The sequence below is a fragment of the Nostoc sp. DSM 114167 genome, from assembly GCF_052692655.1.
Map to the genome: position 1 here is coordinate 2,880,165 of NZ_CP195116.1, position 22,830 is coordinate 2,902,994.

15 protein-coding genes are annotated in these 22,830 nt (G+C 42.4%); 5 read left to right on the forward strand and 10 right to left on the reverse strand.

The window, feature by feature from the left end:
* Positions 1-292: 292 nt before the first annotated feature.
* On the forward strand, positions 293-3,151 hold the full coding sequence (locus tag NSTC731_RS12330; protein WP_445631051.1) for a cation-translocating P-type ATPase: 2,859 nt from the start codon (positions 293-295) through the stop codon (positions 3,149-3,151).
* An 83-nt stretch (positions 3,152-3,234) separates the two neighbouring features.
* A complete protein-coding gene (recF, locus tag NSTC731_RS12335) occupies positions 3,235-4,359 on the forward strand; it encodes a DNA replication/repair protein RecF (protein ID WP_445631052.1) in 1,125 nt (374 codons plus the stop codon).
* A 271-nt stretch (positions 4,360-4,630) separates the two neighbouring features.
* On the opposite strand, the gene NSTC731_RS12340 is transcribed toward recF, so the two are convergent.
* Positions 4,631-5,092 (reverse strand): MgtC/SapB family protein, encoded by a 462-nt coding sequence (locus tag NSTC731_RS12340; RefSeq protein ID WP_445631053.1) that lies wholly within the window; start codon positions 5,090-5,092, stop codon positions 4,631-4,633.
* A 689-nt stretch (positions 5,093-5,781) separates the two neighbouring features.
* On the opposite strand from NSTC731_RS12340, the gene NSTC731_RS12345 reads away from it, so the two are divergent.
* A complete protein-coding gene (locus tag NSTC731_RS12345; protein ID WP_445631054.1) occupies positions 5,782-8,130 on the forward strand; it encodes a putative PEP-binding protein in 2,349 nt (782 codons plus the stop codon).
* Between the two features lie 46 nt (positions 8,131-8,176).
* Here the strand turns inward: NSTC731_RS12345 and NSTC731_RS12350 are convergent, their stop codons facing one another.
* The 9 genes from NSTC731_RS12350 to NSTC731_RS12390 all read right to left on the reverse strand — a co-directional run bounded on the left by NSTC731_RS12350 (position 8,177) and on the right by NSTC731_RS12390 (position 18,384).
* Entirely contained in the window at positions 8,177-9,001 is an 825-nt protein-coding gene (locus NSTC731_RS12350) for a hypothetical protein (RefSeq protein ID WP_445631055.1), read from the reverse strand.
* Positions 9,002-9,051: 50 nt separating this feature from the next.
* Positions 9,052-10,224, reverse strand: a complete 1,173-nt coding sequence (locus tag NSTC731_RS12355; RefSeq protein ID WP_445631056.1) for a baeRF3 domain-containing protein — start codon at positions 10,222-10,224, stop codon at positions 9,052-9,054.
* 224 nt (positions 10,225-10,448) lie between these two features.
* On the reverse strand, positions 10,449-11,105 hold the full coding sequence (locus tag NSTC731_RS12360; RefSeq protein ID WP_322670693.1) for a DUF1361 domain-containing protein: 657 nt from the start codon (positions 11,103-11,105) through the stop codon (positions 10,449-10,451).
* Between the two features lie 487 nt (positions 11,106-11,592).
* Positions 11,593-12,792, reverse strand: coding sequence for a hypothetical protein (locus NSTC731_RS12365; RefSeq protein WP_445631057.1), 1,200 nt, complete (start codon positions 12,790-12,792; stop codon positions 11,593-11,595).
* Positions 12,793-12,941: 149 nt separating this feature from the next.
* The gene (locus NSTC731_RS12370) at positions 12,942-14,873 is read right to left on the reverse strand and encodes an iron uptake porin (RefSeq protein WP_445631058.1); all 1,932 of its coding nucleotides are present in this window, start codon (positions 14,871-14,873) and stop codon (positions 12,942-12,944) included.
* Between the two features lie 324 nt (positions 14,874-15,197).
* Positions 15,198-15,674: a hypothetical protein gene (locus tag NSTC731_RS12375; protein ID WP_445631059.1), complete on the reverse strand. Its 477-nt coding sequence runs from the start codon at positions 15,672-15,674 to the stop codon at positions 15,198-15,200.
* Positions 15,675-15,957: 283 nt separating this feature from the next.
* Entirely contained in the window at positions 15,958-16,722 is a 765-nt protein-coding gene (locus NSTC731_RS12380; RefSeq protein ID WP_445631060.1) for an energy-coupling factor ABC transporter ATP-binding protein, read from the reverse strand.
* 92 nt (positions 16,723-16,814) lie between these two features.
* Positions 16,815-17,468, reverse strand: a complete 654-nt coding sequence (locus NSTC731_RS12385) for an energy-coupling factor transporter transmembrane component T family protein (RefSeq protein ID WP_445631061.1) — start codon at positions 17,466-17,468, stop codon at positions 16,815-16,817.
* The gene (locus NSTC731_RS12390) at positions 17,461-18,384 is read right to left on the reverse strand and encodes an energy-coupling factor ABC transporter permease (protein WP_445631062.1); all 924 of its coding nucleotides are present in this window, start codon (positions 18,382-18,384) and stop codon (positions 17,461-17,463) included. Before NSTC731_RS12390 ends, NSTC731_RS12385 begins: the two co-directional genes overlap by 8 nt.
* A 929-nt stretch (positions 18,385-19,313) precedes the next feature.
* Here NSTC731_RS12390 and NSTC731_RS12395 point away from each other — a divergent pair.
* Both NSTC731_RS12395 and NSTC731_RS12400 read left to right on the forward strand, forming a co-directional pair.
* Positions 19,314-20,552: a glycosyltransferase gene (locus NSTC731_RS12395; protein ID WP_445631063.1), complete on the forward strand. Its 1,239-nt coding sequence runs from the start codon at positions 19,314-19,316 to the stop codon at positions 20,550-20,552.
* Positions 20,553-20,658: 106 nt separating this feature from the next.
* Positions 20,659-22,644: a glycosyltransferase family 39 protein gene (locus tag NSTC731_RS12400; RefSeq protein WP_445631064.1), complete on the forward strand. Its 1,986-nt coding sequence runs from the start codon at positions 20,659-20,661 to the stop codon at positions 22,642-22,644.
* The last annotated feature ends 186 nt before the right edge of the window (positions 22,645-22,830 follow it).

Consider the following 22,830-nt stretch of genomic DNA (forward strand, 5'->3'; position numbering starts at 1 on the left):
GCTGAGTTAAAAGACTGCCCATAATGGGCGTTGCTCTTACCAAGTACATCAATTAGTGGTTTTTGATCGCCACGTTTACAGCGGAGTACTAATAATTATCGGTACAATGTGTTCCGAAAAACTCTTTCGTGAGAAATAATACTATGTCAAAACAGGAGGAATTTACAAATATTAAGAATTACATATACACTCATACAACTGAGCGATCGGCTTAATGTAACTTTAAAAGATGGAATTCCTGCCATCACTAAATTATGATCGAATTTTGTAACCATTTGCTGTGACCTACACGATGTCTGCTAATTCTCTGCCTGAAGGTGCCGCCGTTTGGCATAGTTTAGAAGTTGATAAAGCGCTAGACCTGCTTGATAGTAATGCAGACAGCGGCTTAACACCCCAAGAAACTCAACAGAGATTGCAAAAATACGGCCCCAACGAACTTGAAGAAACTGCTGGCCGTAGTGCTTGGGAAATTCTGCTGGATCAGTTCAAGAACATTATGTTGTTGATGCTGATTGGCGTGGCTCTGATTTCTGGGTTTTTAGACCTGATGGCTTTACGGGCGGGCAGTTTGAAGCCTGGTGAAGTGCCATTTAAAGATACGATCGCTATTTTAGCAATTGTTATCCTCAATGGCATACTTGGCTACGTCCAAGAAAGCCGCGCTGAAAAAGCCTTGGCAGCCTTGAAAAAAATGACCTCTCCCTTAGTGCGCGTCATCCGTGACACCAGACTGGTGGAGATAGCAGCCAAGGAACTAGTTCCAGGGGATGTCATGCTGCTGGAAGCTGGGATGCAGATAGCCGCAGATGGACGCTTGATCGAACAGTCTAATTTACAAGTGCGTGAGTCGGCATTAACTGGTGAAGCCGAGGCCGTGAATAAACAGGCATCACTAAAATTGCCGGAGGAAACATCATTAGGCGATCGCTTAAATGTCGTCTTTCAAGGAACTGAAGTAGTCCAAGGACGTGCCAAGGTTCTGGTGACTAACACCGGCATGACTACAGAACTAGGCAAAATTGCCACCATGTTGCAGGCGGTGGAAAGTGAACCCACACCTTTACAGCAACGGATGACTCAACTGGGTAATGTCCTAGTTACAGGTTCTTTAATTCTGGTGGCGATCGTTGTCGTTGGCGGTGTCATCAAGGACGGAGGTTTTAAAAATATTCAAGAACTCTTGGAAGTTTCCTTGAGTATGGCGGTTGCTGTAGTACCGGAAGGTTTACCAGCTGTAATTACTGTCACCTTGGCACTGGGAACCCAGCGAATGGTGCGCCAAAATGCCTTGATTCGCAAATTGCCAGCAGTGGAAACATTGGGTTCTGTAACGACCATCTGTTCTGATAAAACCGGCACCCTGACTCAAAATAAAATGGTGGTGCAATCGATTTCCACCAATAATAAAACTTTTCGCGTCACTGGCGAAGGTTATGCCCCCATAGGGGACTTTCAGTTAAACGGTCAAAAAATTTCTTTAGAGGAGTCTCCAGAAATTTCCGCGTTATCAGTCGCCTGTGCTATTTGTAATGACTCCGTGTTGCAAAAAGAACAAGGTGAATGGGCAATTTTGGGAGATCCGACAGAGGGGGCATTACTCACCCTAGCGGGAAAAGCCGGAATTGAAAAAGACCAGTGGAACAGTAAGTTACCTCGCGTTGCGGAGTTTCCCTTTTCCTCAGAACGGAAGCGGATGAGCGCGATCGCTCAGGTGGAGCAAGTAGCCACAGGTGAAGCATCTTCGAGGGGTATCGATCCTGCGATCGCTGGTTTTCTCCAATCGGAACCTTACTTAATGTTTACCAAAGGTTCTCCAGAATTAATCTTGGCACGTTGCACTCAGATTCATTTGGGTAATGATACAGCCCCCGTGAGGGAAGAACAACGCCAGAAAATTTTGGCAGAAAATGACCTGATGGCGAGTAAAGGTTTACGGGTGCTAGGTTTTGCTTACAAACCCCTTACGGAAATCCCACCAGAAGGTTCAGACGAGACATCCGAGCAAGATTTAGTCTGGCTGGGATTGGTGGGAATGCTAGATGCGCCACGCCCAGAAGTCAGAGCAGCCGTGCAAGAGTGTCGAGAAGCAGGTATTCGCCCAGTAATGATTACTGGCGACCACCAATTAACAGCACGAGCGATCGCCACCGATTTGGGAATTGCCCAAGAAGGCGATAGGCTACTTACAGGTCAAGAATTGCAACGGATGACTGACCAGGAATTAGAGCAAAACGTTGACTTGGTAAGCATCTATGCCAGAGTTTCCCCTGAACACAAACTGCGAATTGTCCAAGCACTGCAACGCCGGGGTCGATTTGTCGCGATGACAGGTGATGGTGTCAACGATGCCCCAGCCCTCAAACAAGCCGACATCGGTATTGCAATGGGCATTACTGGCACTGATGTCAGTAAAGAAGCGAGTGACATGGTATTACTTGATGACAACTTCGCTACCATTGTCAGCGCCACCAAGGAAGGCAGAGTTGTTTATACCAACATCCGCCGCTTTATTAAATACATCTTGGGCAGTAACATTGGTGAAGTTCTCACAATTGCAGCCGCCCCTTTAATCGGCTTGGGAGGCGTTCCCCTGACTCCCTTACAAATTTTGTGGATGAACTTGGTGACAGACGGTTTACCAGCCTTAGCATTAGCTGTGGAACCTCCAGAACCAGATGTGATGCAACGTCCGCCTTTTAGCCCCCGTGAAAGTATTTTCGCTAGGGGATTGGGTTCTTATATGATTCGCATTGGCATCATCTTTGCCATTATTACCATTGCCTTAATGTGGTGGGCTTATCAACATAGTCATGCCCCAGGCTATCAAGGCGATCGCGATAGTTGGAAAACAATGGTATTTACCAGCTTGTGTATTGCTCAAATGGGTCATGCGATCGCTATTCGCTCCAACAACCGACTGACCATTGAGATGAATCCCTTCTCGAATATCTTTGTATTAGCGGCTGTTGTCGTCACCACGATTTTGCAGTTGATGCTAGTTTACGTCCCACCCCTGCGAGATTTCTTTGGTACTCATTACCTGAATATGCAAGAGTTGGGGGTTTGTATTGGTTTCAGCGCCTTAATGTTCGTGTGGATTGAAGCGGAGAAGATATTCTTGCGGATTATGGGCAAGAAGGCTGTTTGAAAAAGAAATTTTAGATTTTAGATTTTAGATTTTAGATTTATCTTCAATCCAAAATCTAAAATTTAAAATCCAAAATTGAACTTATGTACCTAAAAACTCTAAACCTCCGACAATTTCGCAATTATCAAGACCAAAAGGTTGAGTTTACTGCCGCCAAAACAATTTTGGTAGGTAATAACGCTCAAGGAAAGTCTAATTTGTTGGAGGCGGTGGAGTTGCTGGCGACATTGCGATCGCACCGCATCACCCGCGATCGCGATTTAGTTCAAGAAGGGGAAGCTATAGCTCAAATTGATGCCACCCTTGAGCGACAAACAGGTGTTAGCGACTTGACCTTGACCTTGCGCCGCAATGGTCGCCGTAGCGTTGCTCTCAATGGCGAATCTATCCGCCGTCAAATGGATTTTCTTGGCGTTCTCAATGCAGTCCAATTTTCCAGCTTGGATTTAGATTTAGTACGCGGCGGCCCCGAAGGTCGCCGCAACTGGTTAGATACACTATTAATTCAACTCGAACCAGTTTATGCTCACATTTTGCAGCAGTATAACCATGTGTTACGCCAGCGCAATGCCTTTTTAAAACGCCATGTAGAGACTTTGGATGCAACATCTTTACAATCAGAACTAGCGCTGTGGGATGCACAGTTAGCTACTACAGGAACTAGGGTAATTAGACGACGCGATCGCGCTATCCAAAGATTAGCCCCTATTGCTACCACCTGGCACGGCAGTATCAGCGGCAGTACAGAAGTTCTACAAATCAAGTACGTGCCGAATATTCCTTTAGAAGATAACCAGCCAGAAGAAGTGCAGCAAGCTTTTTTAGCAAAAATTCAGCAGCGAGCCGTAGCTGAAATGCACCAAGGCACGACTCTTGTCGGCCCCCATCGAGATGAAATAGAATTAACGATTAACCAGACACCCGCTCGTCAATACGGTTCTCAAGGTCAGCAACGAACGCTGGTTTTAGCTTTAAAATTAGCCGAATTACAATTAATTGAAGAAGTCGTCAAAGAGCCACCATTACTATTACTAGATGATGTTCTTGCCGAATTAGATTTATCCCGCCAAAATCAATTGCTTGATGCCATTCAAGACCGTTTTCAAACCTTGATTACTACTACTCATTTGGGTTCTTTTGATTCTCAATGGTTGAAATCTTCACAAATTCTGTTTGTGAAGGCAGGAGAAATAAGGCAATATCAATAATTTTAAAAATCATATTTATAGTAATTGAAGCATAGTTTATACCAATTCGTAATTCCTAATTAAAAAACATTAAAGTAGGTATACTGAAAATCTACTCCTTTGGTTCCCTCAAGCTGGCAATTTGATAAATGTATGTTTTAATAGCTCTCTAATTCAGATAATTGATTATCTGGTATTCCCTTATTCATATTTTCAGATAAAGGTAAATTAGAAAGCTCAATAACTCTATGTTTCTTAGGCATATTTTTTATTAAAAATAATAGCTAGCTAATTATTGATTTCGTTTTTCAAACCTTTTAAAAACGCTGAGAACTAAAAAAGTCAGCATTGCACCGATTAATCCTAACTGCCATAAACCACAGCCAGCAGCAATTCCCAATGCAGAAGAAACCCAAATAGCCGCTGCTGAAGTGAGTCCGTGAATTTCAAGTTGCTGTGACTCTTGGGAAGATTGACGCACAATTTCTCCAGCACCGAGAAATCCTACACCAGCTGCAATCCCTTGAATCACACGGCTAAGTGCATCAGGACTAGATTGCAGTCCTTTTGTTTGCATGATTATTAAGGTAAATAAGGCTGAACCTAAACTCACTAGCATATGAGTTCTTAAACCCGCTGGTTTGCGCCTAATTTGACGTTCTAAGCCGATGATTGCTCCAATAAGCAATGCAATACATAGCCGGAAGCTGATATTCAGCCAATCATTAGTTGCAAGGTAGTAAGTGTTTGCCAATGTTTAGTCTGATATGGAGAATTCTATATACTAGGTTCAATCGTAATATTTTTATAAAAATAGTACAAAACTATTCTAATGTTTTATTAATGGAGTTTAATCCAATGGGTGTAGTGCAATAGCCTATCTCGTATTTGGATTCTATCAATTCAGGAATGATTTTGAAACTGAGAATCAATATTTTCCCTTAATAGGATTATTTTTCAATAAGATATTATTTTGGTCAATGAATGGAGATTTGCATTATTAAATTGCGATCGCGATCGGATTTGGGCAAACTACATGAATTTTAAATTTATGAAATAGTTTTTTGGCTATTTCAAATGACTTAGCCAGAGAATTATACCTTAAATTGTTAGATTTAACCCATACACTGAACAATTAAATATGATAATGACATGTACAAGTCGAGCAAATAAGCTATACAGCGTATTTAAAGTTGCTGAAGTACACAACGATTCGTCTCAAAGCCAGGTATAAAGCCTGTTTTACTTCTGAATTCTGTTAGCACAGCGGGGTGCAGCCCATTCTGAATTCTCCTCTATCCTGCTTCCACCATAACTTTGTAATTCATCCAAAAGAAAACTGCTGTAAGTCCTGAGTACTTTTTATTCAGAAGTCAGTAGATTAACCTGATAACATACCAAAAAGAAATGGCTGTGGCTACAAATAAACAACTAACAAATTGAGTGAATAAACTCTACTGGCTAGATCAAATTAAACTACAAGACCGTGCCAAAGTAGGTGACAAAGCCTTTTACTTGAGCAAAATTATTCAGCGTGGCTATCCGGTGATGCCTGGTTTTGTAGTTTCGGCAGAAATTTTGCGGCAATTTCTCGAAAATCTCAATAGTTCAGAATCATTAATAGCTGACTTACCCCATTCTTCGCTACACCTGGATGTTACTAATTGGCGCCAACTTCAGCAGGTGGCTAGTCGCTTGCGCCAAGAAATTCTGACTGCGACTATAACCCAGGAGTGGGTGAGTACAATTTTTCAAGCAGCTAGAGAATGGAAAACTAGCTGTTTAATTCTTCGACCTTCCTTGGGAGTATCAACTGCTACTCCAGGAATAAACAATATATCGGGTTTACTAGAGTCGGTATTTTGCCAGTGCGAACCAGAAGCGATCGCTTTGGCTCTAAAACGTACCTGGAGTCAAATATTTCGGGCCCGGAGTCTATTATATTGGCAGCACTCAGGAATTAATCTGCAACAAATTAATCTCGCAGTTTTGGTGCAACCTGTTGAAAATGCGATCGCCTCTGGCTCGCTTACAACCAATGCCTCTGGATGGGAAATTGAAGCTACTTTGGGATTAGGAATTGCGATCGCTCTTGGCGAAATACAGCCAGATATTTACTACATTCAGCCAGAAACTGGGGCTGTACTTGAGCAACAATTGGGCAATAAAATGCTGGCTTATGGTGTCGATGATGCAGCATCTAAAATTTTTTTGCGACTCTTGCCAAACTCAGAGTTAATACCAGATCGCACCTGTCTGATTACTTATTTAATTCCAGAAGCCCAACAAAAACAGTACTCTTTACAACAAGAATACTTACAGCAAATAATTACTCTGGGAACTCAACTGGTAAGTGAACTAGGTAAAACTTTTACCATTAAATGGACTCTCGCTGGGCAAACTACATCTGGTAAGCTCTACATCACACAAGTTAATCCTTCGCAATCTATAATTCCCCACTCACACTTGATTCGGGGACTAGCAGCAGCCGGAGGACGGGTTGTAGCCACTGCCCATGTAATTATTAATCCGCAACAGAAACCCGAACAACTACCGAAAGGAGTAATTTTAGTAGTACCAACGATTACCCCTGATTGGTTGCCATTATTGCAACAAGTTGGTGGTATTATCACTGAACAAGGAGGATTAACCAGTCACGCGGCAATTCTAGCTAGAGAATTAGGTATCACAGCAGTAGTAAACGCCACATCTGCCACAACTTTAATCCAAACTGGCGAACGATTGCTGCTTGATGGCGACAGAGGAGAAGTTTATCGCATCAAAGGAGACTCAAAGGAAGAGATGGACAAAGGAAGAGAAGAAAATCTTCTTACCTCCGATCGCCCCAACTCGAAAGCGCCTCATTCTGCTGTTACGTCTCATCTACCTATGATTGCTACCCAATTGCTGGTTAACTTGAGTCAGTCCACTTTAATAGAACAAGTGCAAAACCTGCCTGTGGATGGAGTGGGATTGTTACGTTCCGAATTGATGGTACTAAATATATTGAACGGGCAACATCCCAATAGTTGGATTTTAAGCGGGCGTCAGGCAGAATTGTTAGAGCTATGGTCTGAGCAGATTATGCAATTTGCTCGTGCCTTTGCCCCAAGACCAGTTTTTTATCGTTCTTTAGATTGGCGATCGCAGGATTTACCATCATTGAGTGATAGTTTACAATCTTCGCCCCAGTCAATGTTAGGCGAACGTGGCACCTTTAGTTATTTACAAAATCCCGCAGTCTTTGACCTAGAACTGAAAGCTTTGGCAAGTGTACAGCAAGGTGGTTACACCAATGTAAACCTGCTGTTGCCTTTTGTGCGGACTGTAGAAGAATTTACTTTTTGCCGTCGCAAAGTTGAGCAAGCTTTTTTAACCGAGGTAGCGCAGTTTCAATTGTGGATGATGGCAGAAGTGCCAAGTGTACTGTTTTTATTACCAGAATATGTGAAAGCAGGTGTGGCCGGAATTTCTATTGGTACAAATGACCTGACCCAATTATTGCTAGGAGTGGATCGAGAACAAGGACAGTTAGCAAAAGTATTTAATGAACGTCATCCAGCAGTTATGGGTGCGATCGCTCAACTGATCCAAATGGCTAAAAGTGCCGATATACCTTGTTCAATCTGCGGTCAAGCACCAGCTCTGTATCCAGAAATTATTGATAAGTTAGTGGAATGGGGTATAACTTCCATTTCTGTTGAACCGGAAGCAGTCGAACGAACATATCAAGCGATCGCTCGTGCTGAACAACGCTTAATTTTGGCAGCAGCACGCCGAAAGCTTTATTAGTTAGGAGTTAGGAGTTAGGAGTTAGGAATTAATTGCTCGCTGCCAATTATTTAATGTAGCCAGTTTCGCGCAAAAACTTTCGTAAATCGGCAAAGAATTTGGTGCGGTCGCTTTTTTTATAAGCTTGTTGCACTCGCCCCCATCCATCCTGTCCTTGATTCAACAGATATTTATCTGCCAGATAAGCTGCTAAAAAGCCCTTGCCATCATCGCCTTGTTGGCGTGCCTGGGTATAAGTTTGCCATAGCTCTGAGGCATGATTGGAGATTAATTTGGGATAGCTACGAGTCACATCGACCATTTTACCTTGGCGATAACGCCAAATTTGCAGGGGGTAGCCAGAAGCAGCATAAGCTGTAAAAGCATAGGCAAAGCGATCGTCTCGACTATTAAACTCTGGCAGTCCATCTTTGTCTAAATCTTTTAGTTGATAGCCACCATTGCCCCATTCATGACGAATCTTAATATACTTTTGAGATTTGCTGTCATAGCGGTAAATCAATGAATAAGTACAACAGTGCGCTCCACCTGTAAAGAAATCGGCAATTATTTCTGGTTCTTTGTTACCGTCCAAGTCTTGCACAGGTAAGTTATTTTCTTTTTCTTGTCCAGATATATTCCCTACAGGTCTGTCATATTCATCTTCTTGCGGTAGTTTCTGATCCAAAACAGTTTTACCTGCCCGGATAATTTTCAACCGGATATTTTTATACTGATATTCCTCTGGTTTTTCGTAAGATATTTCTGCCCGCACATTGCCCAATTCTCCAGTTATTGTTTCTGCTATTGCCGTCTGAGTAAATATAGCCGTTGCACTCAAAAGAGCTAAACCGATTAGAGATTGACCGATCGAGGAGCGAATAGTAATCATCTTTGGTGTTGTATATAGCACATTCAACTTTATACAACACCATCAAAATGTCAATATCGGTAAATTGCTGCAACGGCTGTGCTATACGGAATCTCTTCAAAGGGAACAGCGTAAACCGTGCCACCGTTTAATAAGGTATGAGCAGCAACGAAATCCAACAAATCCTCATCACCAGCTTCTTTTTCTGGGTGCAAATAAACCGTTTCTGAGGTTGGATCGAATAAACCCCACTGTTGCTGACCAACTGCAACTAGTAATGAATCCACGCGTTGGTAATAAGCTGCTGAGATAACTTCTTGGAGGTTGTTAGATGCTTTACCAGTATCACCACCAAACAGTTCGTGAAATTGATCCAAAACTGCTTGCTGTGACTTTTGGAAATCAGCCTCGACAATCGGCCAAGCTCGATCGTGTAACTCTTGGGCGCTGAGAATTTCTGGATTACCGATAATAGCTTCATCCATTAAATGCTGGTAAGTATTCGCCTGTCTATACACAGGCAAGAGATACTCTACCCCAGCCAGCACCAAAGGCGCTTTTTGTAATTTCAGTTTTTCGTATAATGCGCGATCGACAATTTGAAAGAATTGGAGGATGTCTTCTTGTCGTCTATCCCTATCAGGGCTTCCTTGTCCGTGAAACGTACCTGGTTGCGAAAAAGGATTAGAAGTTCCCCCTTTTGATGTGGCGATGCGAAACTGACCTTCTTTAGCAGTATCGTCTCTTTGCAGAGCTTCATCTAGACTTTTAGGGAGATTTTCTACTTCTATCTCTTTGACGCTGTAGCGTGTTCCTTCAAAGAACCTGACATCTTGTTGGCTCAAAGCCAGGATATAGAAGCAACCATTGCCATTTAAAATTGGCAGCAACGGCTTGATGTGAAATCGGTCTGTAACTACGACCAACTCTTGAAAATCAATTGGTAGGGGATAATAACGAAAAATGTCTTCAGAAATAAAAATTGCCAGCCCTTGCTCTCCCATTTGCTCCCAAAACTCTTGGGTATCAATTTCCTGGGATTTTTCCAACAATGCGATCGCATCTTCCTGTGTCAAACCCGCATCAATTAAACGAGTCTCTGCTTCTCTGACCAAATTTTTAAAACGAATTGGGTCTTGTCGCACTTCTGGCCCGGCTGGGTGCGTTGGCATATAAATGGAAACACAATTTCCTTTTGGCTGTTCTATTAATGTCTTGATTTCCTCTTTCGAGATTACTTGCATATTATATCCCTCCTATCAACGTGACCAGATACATCAGACCATCAATATTTAACGATCTGATAGGACGTTATTCTCAGGTGATAGCGGTTGAAGTTCAACCGTTTGCTTCTGAGTTTATTTCACCTCAAGGAGGGTTTAGTTGCATCTTTCTTTTGATAGGCAATATCCATCAAGGAAATTACTAATAAAAATCCCAAAATTAAAAACCAAAATTACCACGTCGATCAAATGTTTGGCGTATTAGAGTTTGTGCGTCCTGAGTTTATCCCTATTCTGCTATTTGATTGGCTAAGACCTAAAGTTACTCGTTTCATAATCCAGTACAAACCTGCAAGTACCACAAAGGTGATAGCAATAATCACCAGGGGTTGTTTTCCCAGAATTTCTTCTACTCCTTTGGTAAGTACGGCATCAGGTTGAGTAATAAAATCCCAACTGTTGAAACGCAAAAATCGCCCCCAATAAACACCAACAGCACAGAGAAAATGTGTAATTGTCTCAACGCGCCAAATCCATTGGCTCTTACCGATACGATGTAAATAGTGACCCCAATTAATTAACGATATTACATAAGCTTCAAATCCACTTAAAATTACTAGTAAATACAGAGGAATAAGTACTAAAGTAATCATCCACACCGATTGAATCGTGCGGATATCATCTATCAAGTGAATTACATCGGTCAATAAATATGGTGCATTTGGTAAGAAAGCATAGAAAACTAAGAATCCTAGCCACCAAAGCCAAGTGCCACCTCGCCTCATACGAAATAGCCAGACACTTAAAGCCAAAGGTATAAAAGCCAGAAACAAATTCCAAGTCATCCAACTCATATTAATTCGCAAGACCTGCACGACTCTGGCTATCAATTCTTCTTTCATAGGTGCTTACTCGGAAGATGTTTGATTGATGTAGATTCACTCTGTAGTGTTAGTGTTAACCTTAGCGATTAAGTTTTTGTCGCTTCTAAGAAAATTAATTTTCTCCAACATCAGACAATATTTTTATGTCAGTTAGAAGTAAATGCATACTGATATATGTCCAAAATTTAGAGTTTTTGTGTATTTTATGCTGGAGGATGAAATTTATCAATCAATCGCTTAAGTTTACTAGTATAGCCAGAAAATCATCAGAGTAAAAGATACCACCGAAAGGTAGTCTGAGCAACAAAAACGCTGCGAATAAGTGATGGTAGACTTTTTTAATTGCAATGTATGCCTCTGTGCTAACTATTATATTGATTTCATTTTGCCCTGCTAGAGTTCCAAAAGCATTCAGAATTTTGGTCAAGTTAGCCTTTGCTTGGGGGCGGGCGAGACGCCCACCCCACAACAAGTAGTTGGATATTTTTTATTGAAAAGTCCCTAACTAACGCAGTAGCACTCGACTACGAGGGCCGATCGCTTGTTTTGCTAAAGTGGGCATTGTACAACTTTTGGTAGAATCTTGCGAACAAGCGGCTTGAGCAAGGGTTGCAGGGTTGACAACTACTTGATTCACCTCTAGGGAATTACCATTGCTCAATTCCATATTAGGTGTAGTAGAAATTGATGGTGAATTAGACCTAGATGTGTACGTTGTAGGTGTCGAGGAAGCGCCACTATCAACTATTGGTGTAACAGTGAATGTGTTACCGCCATCAACCATTGGCGTAACAGTGAATGTGTTTCCATCACTAACTACAGGTGTAGGGGCGATCGCACTACCATCACTAACTACAGGTGTGGGGGCGATCGCACTACCATCAATTACTGATGGAGGAATGGCTGTACTACCACCACTAATTACTGGCGGGGGAGTGGGTGTACTACCACCGCTACTTACTGGTGGGGAAGTGGGTGTACTACCGTTACCAGTAGTTGGTGTCGGAGTTATGAGAGTTGCAGTTGCAGGTACTTTGATTTGTATTCTTGTTAGAGGTGCGTTAGTCATTTCCAAAGAAGTTACCTTTGGCGAACCTGGGAGATCGGATTTGAAATCAAAAACTGTGGGGGTTGCACCACCATTGCGATCGCTATATCGGACTCCATATCCACTCACTTCAAAAGTGCCCTGATACTGGTTTCCAGTGTTTGGATCGGTGACAATACCAGTGTATAAGGCTTTGGTGAGATTAAATTCATCCTGAACTACTCCTTGAAATGTGGTTCCTGCCAATTGTCCCTGGTATTTATAGGGTGTCAACTCACCGCCAGAGAGAATCGGCGAAGTAAGAACGCCATTAAAGGAGACAATCGGAATGCCTTTAAAGTCAACAAAATAATGCAGACTACCATCAGAGCGTGTTTGTACCTGCACATAGTCTGACTTGTATATAGGAACATAATTAGGATTGTTTTTAGTACCTAAGTTCCGCGAGTAAGTTCCCGTGTCGTCCGTATCAACGCGAGTAGTACTTTGATTGAAATTGGGATTGTTTCTGGGGAGTTGGATAGTACCCGATAATGTACCAGTGCTTTGAATTGTGATTTGAGCAGAAGCATTTGTTCCACTTAAACCGATGAAGACTGCGGCTAAACTGCTGCTAACAAGAACACAACCCAACTGAACTGATGAATTTAATTTCATTAAAACTTTGCTCCTTTAATCACATACAAAAAAAATACGCGTATGTTTACGCATGACTTTTCCTTGCTCCTAATGGATCGTGAAAGCATCCAATACTGAATTAAGGAGTATAAAATAGCGTATTTTATTACATTTACATCAGTACAAAATTAAAACCGGAAACTTGCTCTTAATGTCCCAACGATTAATGCATCGTTAGCAGCATTGTGATCGGGATTGAAAATAACGAATAAGCCTGGAGTCAAGGCGATATTATCGCTGAGTTGGGCGCGGTAAAAAACTTCTACGTGAATTGATGTGTCACTACGTCCACCTGCTGTCCCCCCATCAGAAAAGTTGGGAAAATTGAAGCCGTCGGGTAAAGTACTGGAAGTAATTTTGGGCGGTTGTCCAACGAGAACGCCTCCTAAATTCCCAGGATGCAACAAATTAGGAAAAGCCGCGAATACCATCCAGTTGGTAGTTTCTACACTTCCTGAAAGTTTAAATGGCTTGGAGGAAGTAAAGCCACCCCAACCACCCAATTGCAAGTTAGGGTTAATTCGCCAAGCAACGGTAGCACCAATGGCTTGGGTATCGAAAGCTGTAGGATTTGCAAAAGGTGAAATCAGTTGAGAATCGCCAATACCACCTCCCAGTAAGCCATCTGGGGAGTGGGAATAGAGATAATGTACGCCGACATCGATATTATTTGTGGGTGCTAAACTTAACTGAGCGCCAGCAGTATATCTACCACCAAAGAGTCCGCCCTGCTTAGTGTCGCCAGAAAAATTGGGTATTTCGGCACTATAAACGCCTTGCAAACTGATGCGATCGCTAATTTGCCAGTCAAAGCCTATACCACCACTGCCGTTACCAATACTTAAAATCGGGTTGCGCTGACCAAATAGAGAAATCGCACCATCGCTAGAACCTTCTAAAGGGCTAATACCGCGAAAGGTGTTAATCGGGTTGACTCCCGCCGTACCTACGACAATTCCCAAGTTATTCGAGGCCAGAAATCGATAAGATAAGTCACTAATAACTAGATTGTTGTCTGTATTTGACTCGAATCCCAACCGCCCCATATTGGTAGATAACAACGATGCATTAGAACCCAAATTACCCGCAGACAACCCTGTTAACAGCAAATCTCGCCCTGTAAATGAAGTTGCTAAGGTTATTTGGGCGCTACTTGCGAAAGTCAGATTGGTTTTTCCCTGACGTTCAGGTACTCCATCTCTCGGAAACAAATCGACATCGGGACTATTGGTTCCCTGAACGCTAAAAATGGCTTGACCAAATAATCTGGTAGTTGTGGAAAACCGATTTCCTTGTAATTCACTAGTCTGCTTTTCCACAGCTTCGATACGCTGCTGTAATTGCTGCAACTCTGCTTTGAATTCGCCTTGCAATCTTTGCAGCAGGATTAAATCTTCATGATTAACAGTATTAATTTTATTGTTAGGGTAGGCGTAGCCCGCACTTCGGCTGCGCCCTTCGGCTACGCTCAGGACAGGCTCAGTGGCCACCGCAGGGATCGCATCGTTAATCTTCTCCAAACAAGCATTTAAACCAGCCGCAAATTCATAACGGCTGATACTGCGATTCCCCAGATAAGTCCCATCAGTGTATCCCGCAATGCAGCCATAGCGTTCTACTAAAGACTGCAAAGCAGCAAAAGCCCAGTCGGAGGGTTGCACATCCTGGAGTTGCGATACTGAGGTGACTTGAGACATTGGGTTGTCTGAGTCTAGAGGATGAGGAGATTGGGAAAATTCTTCTGTACTTTCCTGGTTCTGTACAACTTCTGTTACAGGTTGAGTATTTTTTAATTCAGGTAAGTTAGATGAACTGATAAATTGAATTTTGTCTCTACTTTTTCTAAGTATATTCTCGTACTTATTTTTTATCGCTGACGAGGTAGTTATATCTGGTTGCACAAATTCAGGTGGTGTAATTTCAGCAGGTGAGACAACTTGAGATAAATTATCCTGTGTTGACTGCTGCACCGGGTTTTCTGGCAGAATTACGGACTTTTCTGGTAAATTGAGCGCAGATATTGGCGCTGTTGCCAGCACACTCGCCATCAGTAGACTCATATCACTCCTGGTATTTCATTTGACTTGCAACAATACTTCTTTTGACAGATAAAGTTGGTGTATATCAGGAAAAATTTTGAAAAAAAAGTGATAAAAGTTACTGACTATCCGAGAGGCATCACCGTGTCAGTGAAGAAGGGAATAGGTTACAGGTTATAGGGTACAGATTAAACCTCTTGGCATTTGTGCTTTTTGCACTCTTGGGGAAAAGGTTTTGGTTAAAGGGGAAGGGGATAATACAGAACCTTTTCCCGACAAATGCCAAGAAGTCTATTATTCCCGATCGCCTGTCACCTTTTCCCTAATCCCCATACCCCAGATAGATTATTCTGGCTCGCTACAATACTTATTCATCTGATTCACTAATGTATCTGACTGTTTACCAAGAGTTGTAGCTGTCGTCAGTGCTGAATCAATTTCGGTTCTCGCCTTTTGGATTTTTTCTCTTCCAGCTTCTGAGGCTTGTGCTGTCTTGGTTGCACCAAGGGCTTTACCTGCTTTGGCGATCGCTTGACTAAGATTTTGAAAAATCTTCACAAAACCGCTTTGAAATTCTTTCAGCTTCGGATCTTTTAACTTCAGTTCTGCAATGGATTTAGTCACAAAGTCTAAATCTTTAGATAACTGTATGCTAGTTATCACTTGTGTTCCTTTATTTTTATCAATTAGAGAAGTTCCAGCATTCACAACTCGAATCAGTCGCTGGCACTGGGAAACTTTATTGTCACTGCAACTAGCAACTAACAAAGCAATACTTAGGCTCACAGGAACAAGAACAGTATATTTATGTAAAACAGACATTAACACCCCAACAGCAATGCAACCCACAATATAGTATCCAATATTACGGGGAAATGAGAGGATTGGGCACAAGAGGCAGGGGGGCAGGGGGCAGGGAGCAGGGGGCAGGGAGCAGGGGGACAAGGGGAAATTATTGAACAAATCTCTCCCAAATCTCCCCCATCTTCCTTGTCTACCTTGTCTCTTCTCCATACCCAATGCCCAATGCCCAATACCCAATACCCAATACCCAATGCCCAATGCCCAATGCCCAATGCCCAATGCCCAATGCCCAATGCCCAAATCACCAATCTATCGGCAAACCCAACTGGTCTAAAGTAGTACCATCTTGTAACAGTGGTTGAATATCGCTGTCTATTTGAATACGACCACCAGAAAGTACCAAAGCGCGTTGAGTGACTCTGCTTAACCAATTTAGATCGTGGGAAGCAATTAAAATCGCTTGTACAGGTAACTTTAATAATACTTGCCCCAAATGACGACGCCATGCTGGATCGAGACCGTTAGTTGGCTCATCCAAAATTAGAATTGCTGGTTCTAGGGCTAAAATTGAGGCTAGGGCGGCTAGGCGTCTTTGTCCACCAGAAAGTTCGTGGGCGGAACGATTAGCGTAGGCTTCTAGACCAAAATCAGCTAATAACTGCCTAGCGCGATCGCTAGCCTCTGCTGGTGATATTCCATAGTTACGCGGCCCAAAGGTAACATCTTCCAAGATAGTCGGCATAAATAGTTGGTCGTTGGCATCTTGGAAGCTAAAGCCAATTTGACGACGCACTTGGGGTAAAGTTTGCGGTTCTACGGGAATACCATTAATGGTAATTTTTCCTGTTTGCGGTTGTTTTAAGCCGATTAAGTTCTCCAACAAGGTACTTTTTCCAGAACCTGTTGCTCCCATCAATGCAACGCGATCGCCTTTGTTCAAGGTAAAAGATATTTCCTGTAATACTGGCTCCTGGTGAGAATATGCATACACCAGGTTCTTAACCTCGACTACAGCTGCATGGGGGTTATGGGTTGATAATTGGGGATTAGAAGTTAATGATTTCAAAATTTACAAACTCAATATGTAAGGGAGTAGAGACGCGATTAATCGCGTTTTAGTGAGAGACGCGATTAGTCGCGTCTCTATTGGGGAGTGGGTTAAATTTTGTAAGAAGTTAGGGTTACGCTAGCAGCGATCGCCCAAGCTATTAATAAGGCAAAACGTTCTTTTGGTCTAAGGGTAGAATCTATGGGTAATTGTCCGTTGTAACCACGAGCTACCATTGCCGCATAGACTCGCTCTGCTCGATCTAAACTACGGAGATACAAAGCTCCAATCATGGCTGCACTGGCATAGCGCAACCATCCCGTAGTTCCATTCAAACCGCGTAGTTGGGCGCTGCGCCGCATCCGCGTTACTTCTGAGAGCAAAATTTCCATATATTGCCCAGCTAACAATAAGTTTTCCTTTAAAGGTGCTGGTACTGGTAAGCTTTTGAGGGCAATGCCGAAACTGTGGGGCGGTAAGGTTAACAAAAAACTATTCATCGTCACCAGACAAACCAGCGAACGAACTAGCAAAAAACTGGCTCGTTCCCATCCCAAAGGCAATGCTAGCAATGACAAAAAAATCAATTCTGTGCCGAGTAATCCTCCCAATTGGCGAATTGGTACGCGCAAGAAGCAAGCCCATAAAAGTGCGATCGCGCCATATACACTTAGTCCATACCAGGCATGATGCTTTAATAAAGCTGCTCCCACCACGATCGCTAGAGACAGTTGTAAGCGTAGCGGTAAGGAAAGTTTAAGCATTATTCGGTTTCACTACCTTGGCAATTCCAAAGGCAACAGCAAAGCAAACCGCAGCTCCCACCAGCCCAGCGATACTAGTGCCAATTGGCCCTAAACCCTCAATTCCATAGTTAGCTAAGGGAGTCGGCACAATTATCCGTACTTTCTCGGCTAATTTAAGAAAACCTGTATTCTCGGCAACTTTCTCCAACCCATCGGGCCATGCTGAGGCAAAGAGTGACAGCACTCCCGCAATCAAAAAAATGGTGACAATAGGCACTGACCAGCCACGAAACTCGTGCTGTTCGCCTGGTAACAAATCTGGTCGAGCGGTAGCCAGATAAGTCAGCACACCCCCGGTAATCAGCCCTTCGCCAATGCCAATCAAAATATGCACGCCAGTCATGGCTGGTAAAACTATCGCTATCGGTGCAGTTCCAGAGAGGGCTAATTCAATGGCACAAGCGATCGCAGCTACCACTACACTTACACCAGCTGCGATTCCAGCAGCCAAGGGTAAACGCCCTTTAGAGCCACCAAACAAACGTTGTAGGGTTTCGGTTAAAACCCAGCCAACCCAAACCCCAACTACTGCCATGTTAAAAATATTTGCTCCCAAGGCTGTAATGCCACCATCAGCAAATAACACGGCTTGAATAATTAAAACTGTGGCGAGACACAACGTTCCTGCCCAAGGACTGCCCAAAACGATCGCAGCTAAGGTTCCCCCTAACAAGTGACCACTAGTACCTCCTGCTACTGGAAAATTGATCATCTGGGCAGCAAAAATGAAGGCGGTGGTTAATCCCAATATCGGGGCACGACGAATACCAAAAGCCTCTTGCGATCGCCCGAAGGCAACAAACAACGCTGCCACACTCGCTAAACCAGTAGCCCCGGCCACCGGAATAGAAACAAATCCATCAGGAATATGCATGATCTACCCTGTATTTTTAGAGGTTCATTTAACTCAAAACAAGCAATAAAACTACGCCATCTAATTTAATAACAAACAAAATTTTTCTCTTTTTTGCAATGCCCTACCGGGGGATTTTCTAGTGCTACTTTTGACATATTTACAATCTACTGTTTACTAAATAGTATACTTATTTAGTAATATATTAGTTTTTGTTAGGCTGGATTTTTTATATTGCTAAACCTTGACAAATATTCCAAAACGAGACTGTACATATCTAGTCTCATTTGGTTCATCAAATTACTCCTAAAACAGGTAATAAAGAAACATTCACTGCCTCTTACTCTTATGGAGTAGTTCGTTTTTTCAAAAATCAAATAGGAATTTCTAGCTGCTCCTACAGTTAAGAAATAGCTACAAGTATTTATCAAAATGTTATTTTGATTTTTATTTGTTTTGTAGTGTTTAATTAATTCAATATTTGTTGCATCAATAAATAAGTTTTTACGCGTGTAACAAGCTTATGTAATCAGCATTTGCACTTTATTCTTAACTTTGCTGTAAAAACAATAATGTATAAGCACATTAATAAAATTTCCGATACTCCATATTAAATTAATATTCTTTGTAGTATCATTAAAAAATTATAAAGATATGCTGAATAAACTGTATATTTGCTGACTTAGTTTACTTAAAAATACAGGATGTTTTGCTAGAAAATACGTAATTTTTCGTATAGTATCATAAAAACAAGGGGTAAGATGTAAAATTTAGATTAATTTAGGAAAATATTGGGAATCGAAGTGCGGAAATTACTAAACTTTCAGGGCAACTAACTGTAACAAAAGGATTCCTCAACTTTTGAGTAACTAGGTTCAGTCAATAAAGGCACCAGATGTTTGATTCTATTTTCCACGGACTTTACACACCCTCGTTTTGCAATTTGGAATATGAAAACAAACTCATCGAACTCGTTGTTAACAGTATCAACTGGCCCGCTAAAGATTTCAGAGTTGCCCCCCAACCCCGTGGATACAGATGATAATTCTATTCATCTTTCTCTAGTAATTCCTACTTATAAAGAGCGTGACAATATCAAGAATGTAGTCAGCATATTGAGTAAATTACTGGATGAATCTATTGCAGGAAAGTATGAACTAATAGTGGTAGATGATGATAGCCCAGACCGAACCTGGGAGATAGCGCAATCTTTGACGACAGAATACCCCCAGTTGCGAGTGATGCGACGCCAACAGGAACGGGGGCTATCTTCAGCAGTGATTCGTGGATGGCAAGCAGCGACAGGCAGTGTGTTGGGGGTGATTGATGGAGATTTGCAGCATCCACCAGAGGTATTAATACAACTGTTGGGTAATATTGAGCAGGGAGCAGATTTGGCAGTAGCTAGCCGTCATGTAGAAGGAGGCGGTGTTAGTAGCTGGAGTGTTGTTAGGCGTTTCTTGTCTCGTGGCGCTCAGTTGTTAGGCTTGGTAATCTTACCGGGGGTATTGGGCAGAGTTTCTGACCCGATGAGTGGTTATTTTATGGTGCGTCGGAGTGCGATCGCAGGTGTAACACTCAATCCAGTTGGATATAAAATTCTCCTAGAAGTAATTGGCCGGGGAAAAGTAGACCAAGTTGCCGAAGTTGGGTATGTATTTTGCGAACGCAAAGAGGGCGAGAGTAAGGTGACATGGAAGCAATATATAGATTACATCCACCACTTAGTAAGATTGCGGCTTTCCACGGGGAAAGTAGGACGATTGCAAAGAAAAGTCAATTTTCCAGTTGGTCGATTTGTCCGTTTTGGGTTTGTTGGCTTTAGTGGTGTGTTTGTGGATTTAACGGTGTTTCACTTGCTGCGTACTGTAATTCATTTAGGTTTAACTCGCAGTACGATTCTTTCGGCCGGAGTGGCAATCGTCAATAATTTCCTATGGAATGATATATGGACTTTTAGTGATATTTCTCAGAGGCAACGTGCTTCGCATCAACGTTTCAAGCGATTCTTGAAGTTCAGTGCGGTCTGTTTGGCAGGGGTTATATTACAAGCTCTAATAATTAACTTTCTCTATAATATCTTGGAAATAAATCAGTATTTAGCTAAGTTGATAGCGATCGCAGTTGCTACCATCTGGAATTTCTGGGTTAATTTGAAACTTAGCTGGCGCGTCACAGACGTGAAATAATCACAACGAGGGATTTGAGCTTTAGATTTTTGTTTTTAGATTTTAGAACGAACGAACTTAAATCTCAAACGTCAAATCTACAAATCCATGACTGTGAGGCCCAGCAATGAGAGTTCTTTTCCAAGGTGCATTTTATTTTTACAAACAAATTATCTCGTTGCTATCTGCATCTGCTATACATTTCTTGCCTCTGGCAGATAAAAACTCTGGCTCACAACGCAAGCATTGGCATAATTGGTATCGCCTTCCTCCTTCCTGGGTTAATCCCTTGCTGATTTTAATCTGGTTGATTGTCGGCATTAGCTTGCGCTTAATCAACTTGACTGCAAAGCCACCTTGGACTGATGAGTTTGCCACCTTGGTGTTTAGCTTGGGGAATACTTTTATATCAGTTCCCCTCGATCGAGCGATCGCACCTGATATCCTATTACAACCACTGCAACTAAACCCAGCTGCAACTATTGGTGATGTCATTCATAACTTAGCGACACAAGATAATCATCCACCACTGTATTTTGTGCTGGCTTACCAGTGGATGAAGTTATTTAAGAGCGATGGAGGATTAATATCGCTGTTTGGTGCGCGATTGCTACCAGCTATATTCGGTGCTGCCTCTATTCCGTGTGTTTACGTATTAGGTAGAGTAGCATTTCGTTCGTCATTAGTGGGACACTTGACTGCTGCCATGATGGCAGTATCACCTTATGGCGTATTTTTAGCACAAGAAGCGCGTCATTATACTTTGGCAATCTTATGGGTAATTGGTTCTCTCACCTGCTTAGTAATTGCCGCACGTCATATTCAAAACCGCACACCTTTACCTATATGGGTAGCACTTTTCTGGATAGTAATTAATGCTTTAGGTATTGCTACTCATTATTTTTTCAGCCTCACCCTTTGCACAGAAGTCGTAGTTTTGATTTTTCTGGCTTGGCTTCAATTGCAAACTAGCAGTCCGGCAAGTGAACTTGACGGGGTAAAGGGGAAGGGGGAAGGGGGAAAGGGTTTAAATCCCAAACCCAGTGCCCTTTCCCCTTTCCCCAGCCCTCACCAAGCATTGTTGACTTGCCAGACTACTAGCAGCAAATCTCTTTTCTTCTCTCCTCCCTGGCGGCGTATCTATGCCGTTGCTATAGGTACTTGTGTAGCGGGTTTAATTTGGATACCAACCTTGTTAGAGAATGAAAATCGTGGTGCTTTGACCGAGTGGATTCGAGGTTCGCGCGTTGGACTAGAGTGGTTAAGCCCAATTTTTCAAGCTTTAGGAACATTGATTGCAATGATTTCCTTATTACCAGTTGAATCTTCACAAGCTTTGGTTGTGATTCCTTCTGGAATAGTGATGCTGACTTTCTTTATTTGGGCAGTACCCATTTTGCTGCGTGGGATAAAAATTCAACTACAGCACCCAGAAAACCGGATGATGATTCAGGTACTTGCTGGAGTAGTTATCAGTGCGATCGCCATCTTCTTTATCTTTACGTACTTTTTGGGTATTGACCTTACTAGAGGTGCTAGATATAACTTTGTTTACTTTCCCGCGATCGTGGTTTTACTAGGCGCAAGTCTCGCAGTTTGTTGGCATCCTCCCCAGATGGAAACAGAGCCAGGGAAAAATGAGATAACAAGCATAGGTAAATGGGGAATAAACGGGAAAAAAGCCGTAATGGTAATTTGGTTAATGGGATTTTTCAGCGCAGTTACAGTAATTTGCAATCTCGGCTATCAAAAATATTATCGCCCTGACCTGTTTGTGCAACTAATTCAACAAACATCCTCAACACCAGTACTGATTGCCACCACCCACAAAACTTATGTACACACTGGGGAAATGATGGGAGTTGCCAGGGAGATTAAACTTGCAAATTCACTCCAAAATCCCCTGTTTCTCCTTGCTCATCAAGATCGAGATCCGAATGCTTCCACCATTGCTCTGGAAAATACTTTAAAAAAATTACCACGACCTTTTGACTTGTGGCTAGTAAACTTTCACGCACCCGTAGCAGAAACCGTCAAAACATGTGTGACATCTGATACTCAATCTTTGCCACCCGTAGACGGCTACGAATATGAACTTTATCATTGCCAATGAATAGGGGGCAGGGGGCAGGGAGCAGGGGGCAGGGAGCAGCTTTCAAGGGCAGGTTTTTAGGCTTTCGATAAATAGTTGAGAATGTTCTCAATTATTGAACGTAGTTTTAAGTTCTCAGACAATGGTTTTGGTTTTAAAATCCCAAAAATTTGTCTAATCAAAAAAACCTGCCCCAGAAAGGCAGGG

Coding starts and splice junctions, on each gene's coding strand:
- NSTC731_RS12330 (WP_445631051.1), top strand. CDS start 293: ATGTCTGCTAATTCTCTGCCTGAAGGTGCCGCCGTTTGGCATAGTTTA.
- recF (WP_445631052.1), top strand. CDS start 3,235: ATGTACCTAAAAACTCTAAACCTCCGACAATTTCGCAATTATCAAGAC.
- NSTC731_RS12350 (WP_445631055.1), bottom strand. CDS start 9,001: ATGATTACTATTCGCTCCTCGATCGGTCAATCTCTAATCGGTTTAGCT.
- NSTC731_RS12355 (WP_445631056.1), bottom strand. CDS start 10,224: ATGCAAGTAATCTCGAAAGAGGAAATCAAGACATTAATAGAACAGCCA.
- NSTC731_RS12360 (WP_322670693.1), bottom strand. CDS start 11,105: ATGAAAGAAGAATTGATAGCCAGAGTCGTGCAGGTCTTGCGAATTAAT.
- NSTC731_RS12365 (WP_445631057.1), bottom strand. CDS start 12,792: ATGAAATTAAATTCATCAGTTCAGTTGGGTTGTGTTCTTGTTAGCAGC.
- NSTC731_RS12370 (WP_445631058.1), bottom strand. CDS start 14,873: ATGAGTCTACTGATGGCGAGTGTGCTGGCAACAGCGCCAATATCTGCG.
- NSTC731_RS12375 (WP_445631059.1), bottom strand. CDS start 15,674: ATGTCTGTTTTACATAAATATACTGTTCTTGTTCCTGTGAGCCTAAGT.
- NSTC731_RS12385 (WP_445631061.1), bottom strand. CDS start 17,468: ATGCTTAAACTTTCCTTACCGCTACGCTTACAACTGTCTCTAGCGATC.
- NSTC731_RS12390 (WP_445631062.1), bottom strand. CDS start 18,384: ATGCATATTCCTGATGGATTTGTTTCTATTCCGGTGGCCGGGGCTACT.
- NSTC731_RS12395 (WP_445631063.1), top strand. CDS start 19,314: ATGAAAACAAACTCATCGAACTCGTTGTTAACAGTATCAACTGGCCCG.
- NSTC731_RS12400 (WP_445631064.1), top strand. CDS start 20,659: ATGAGAGTTCTTTTCCAAGGTGCATTTTATTTTTACAAACAAATTATC.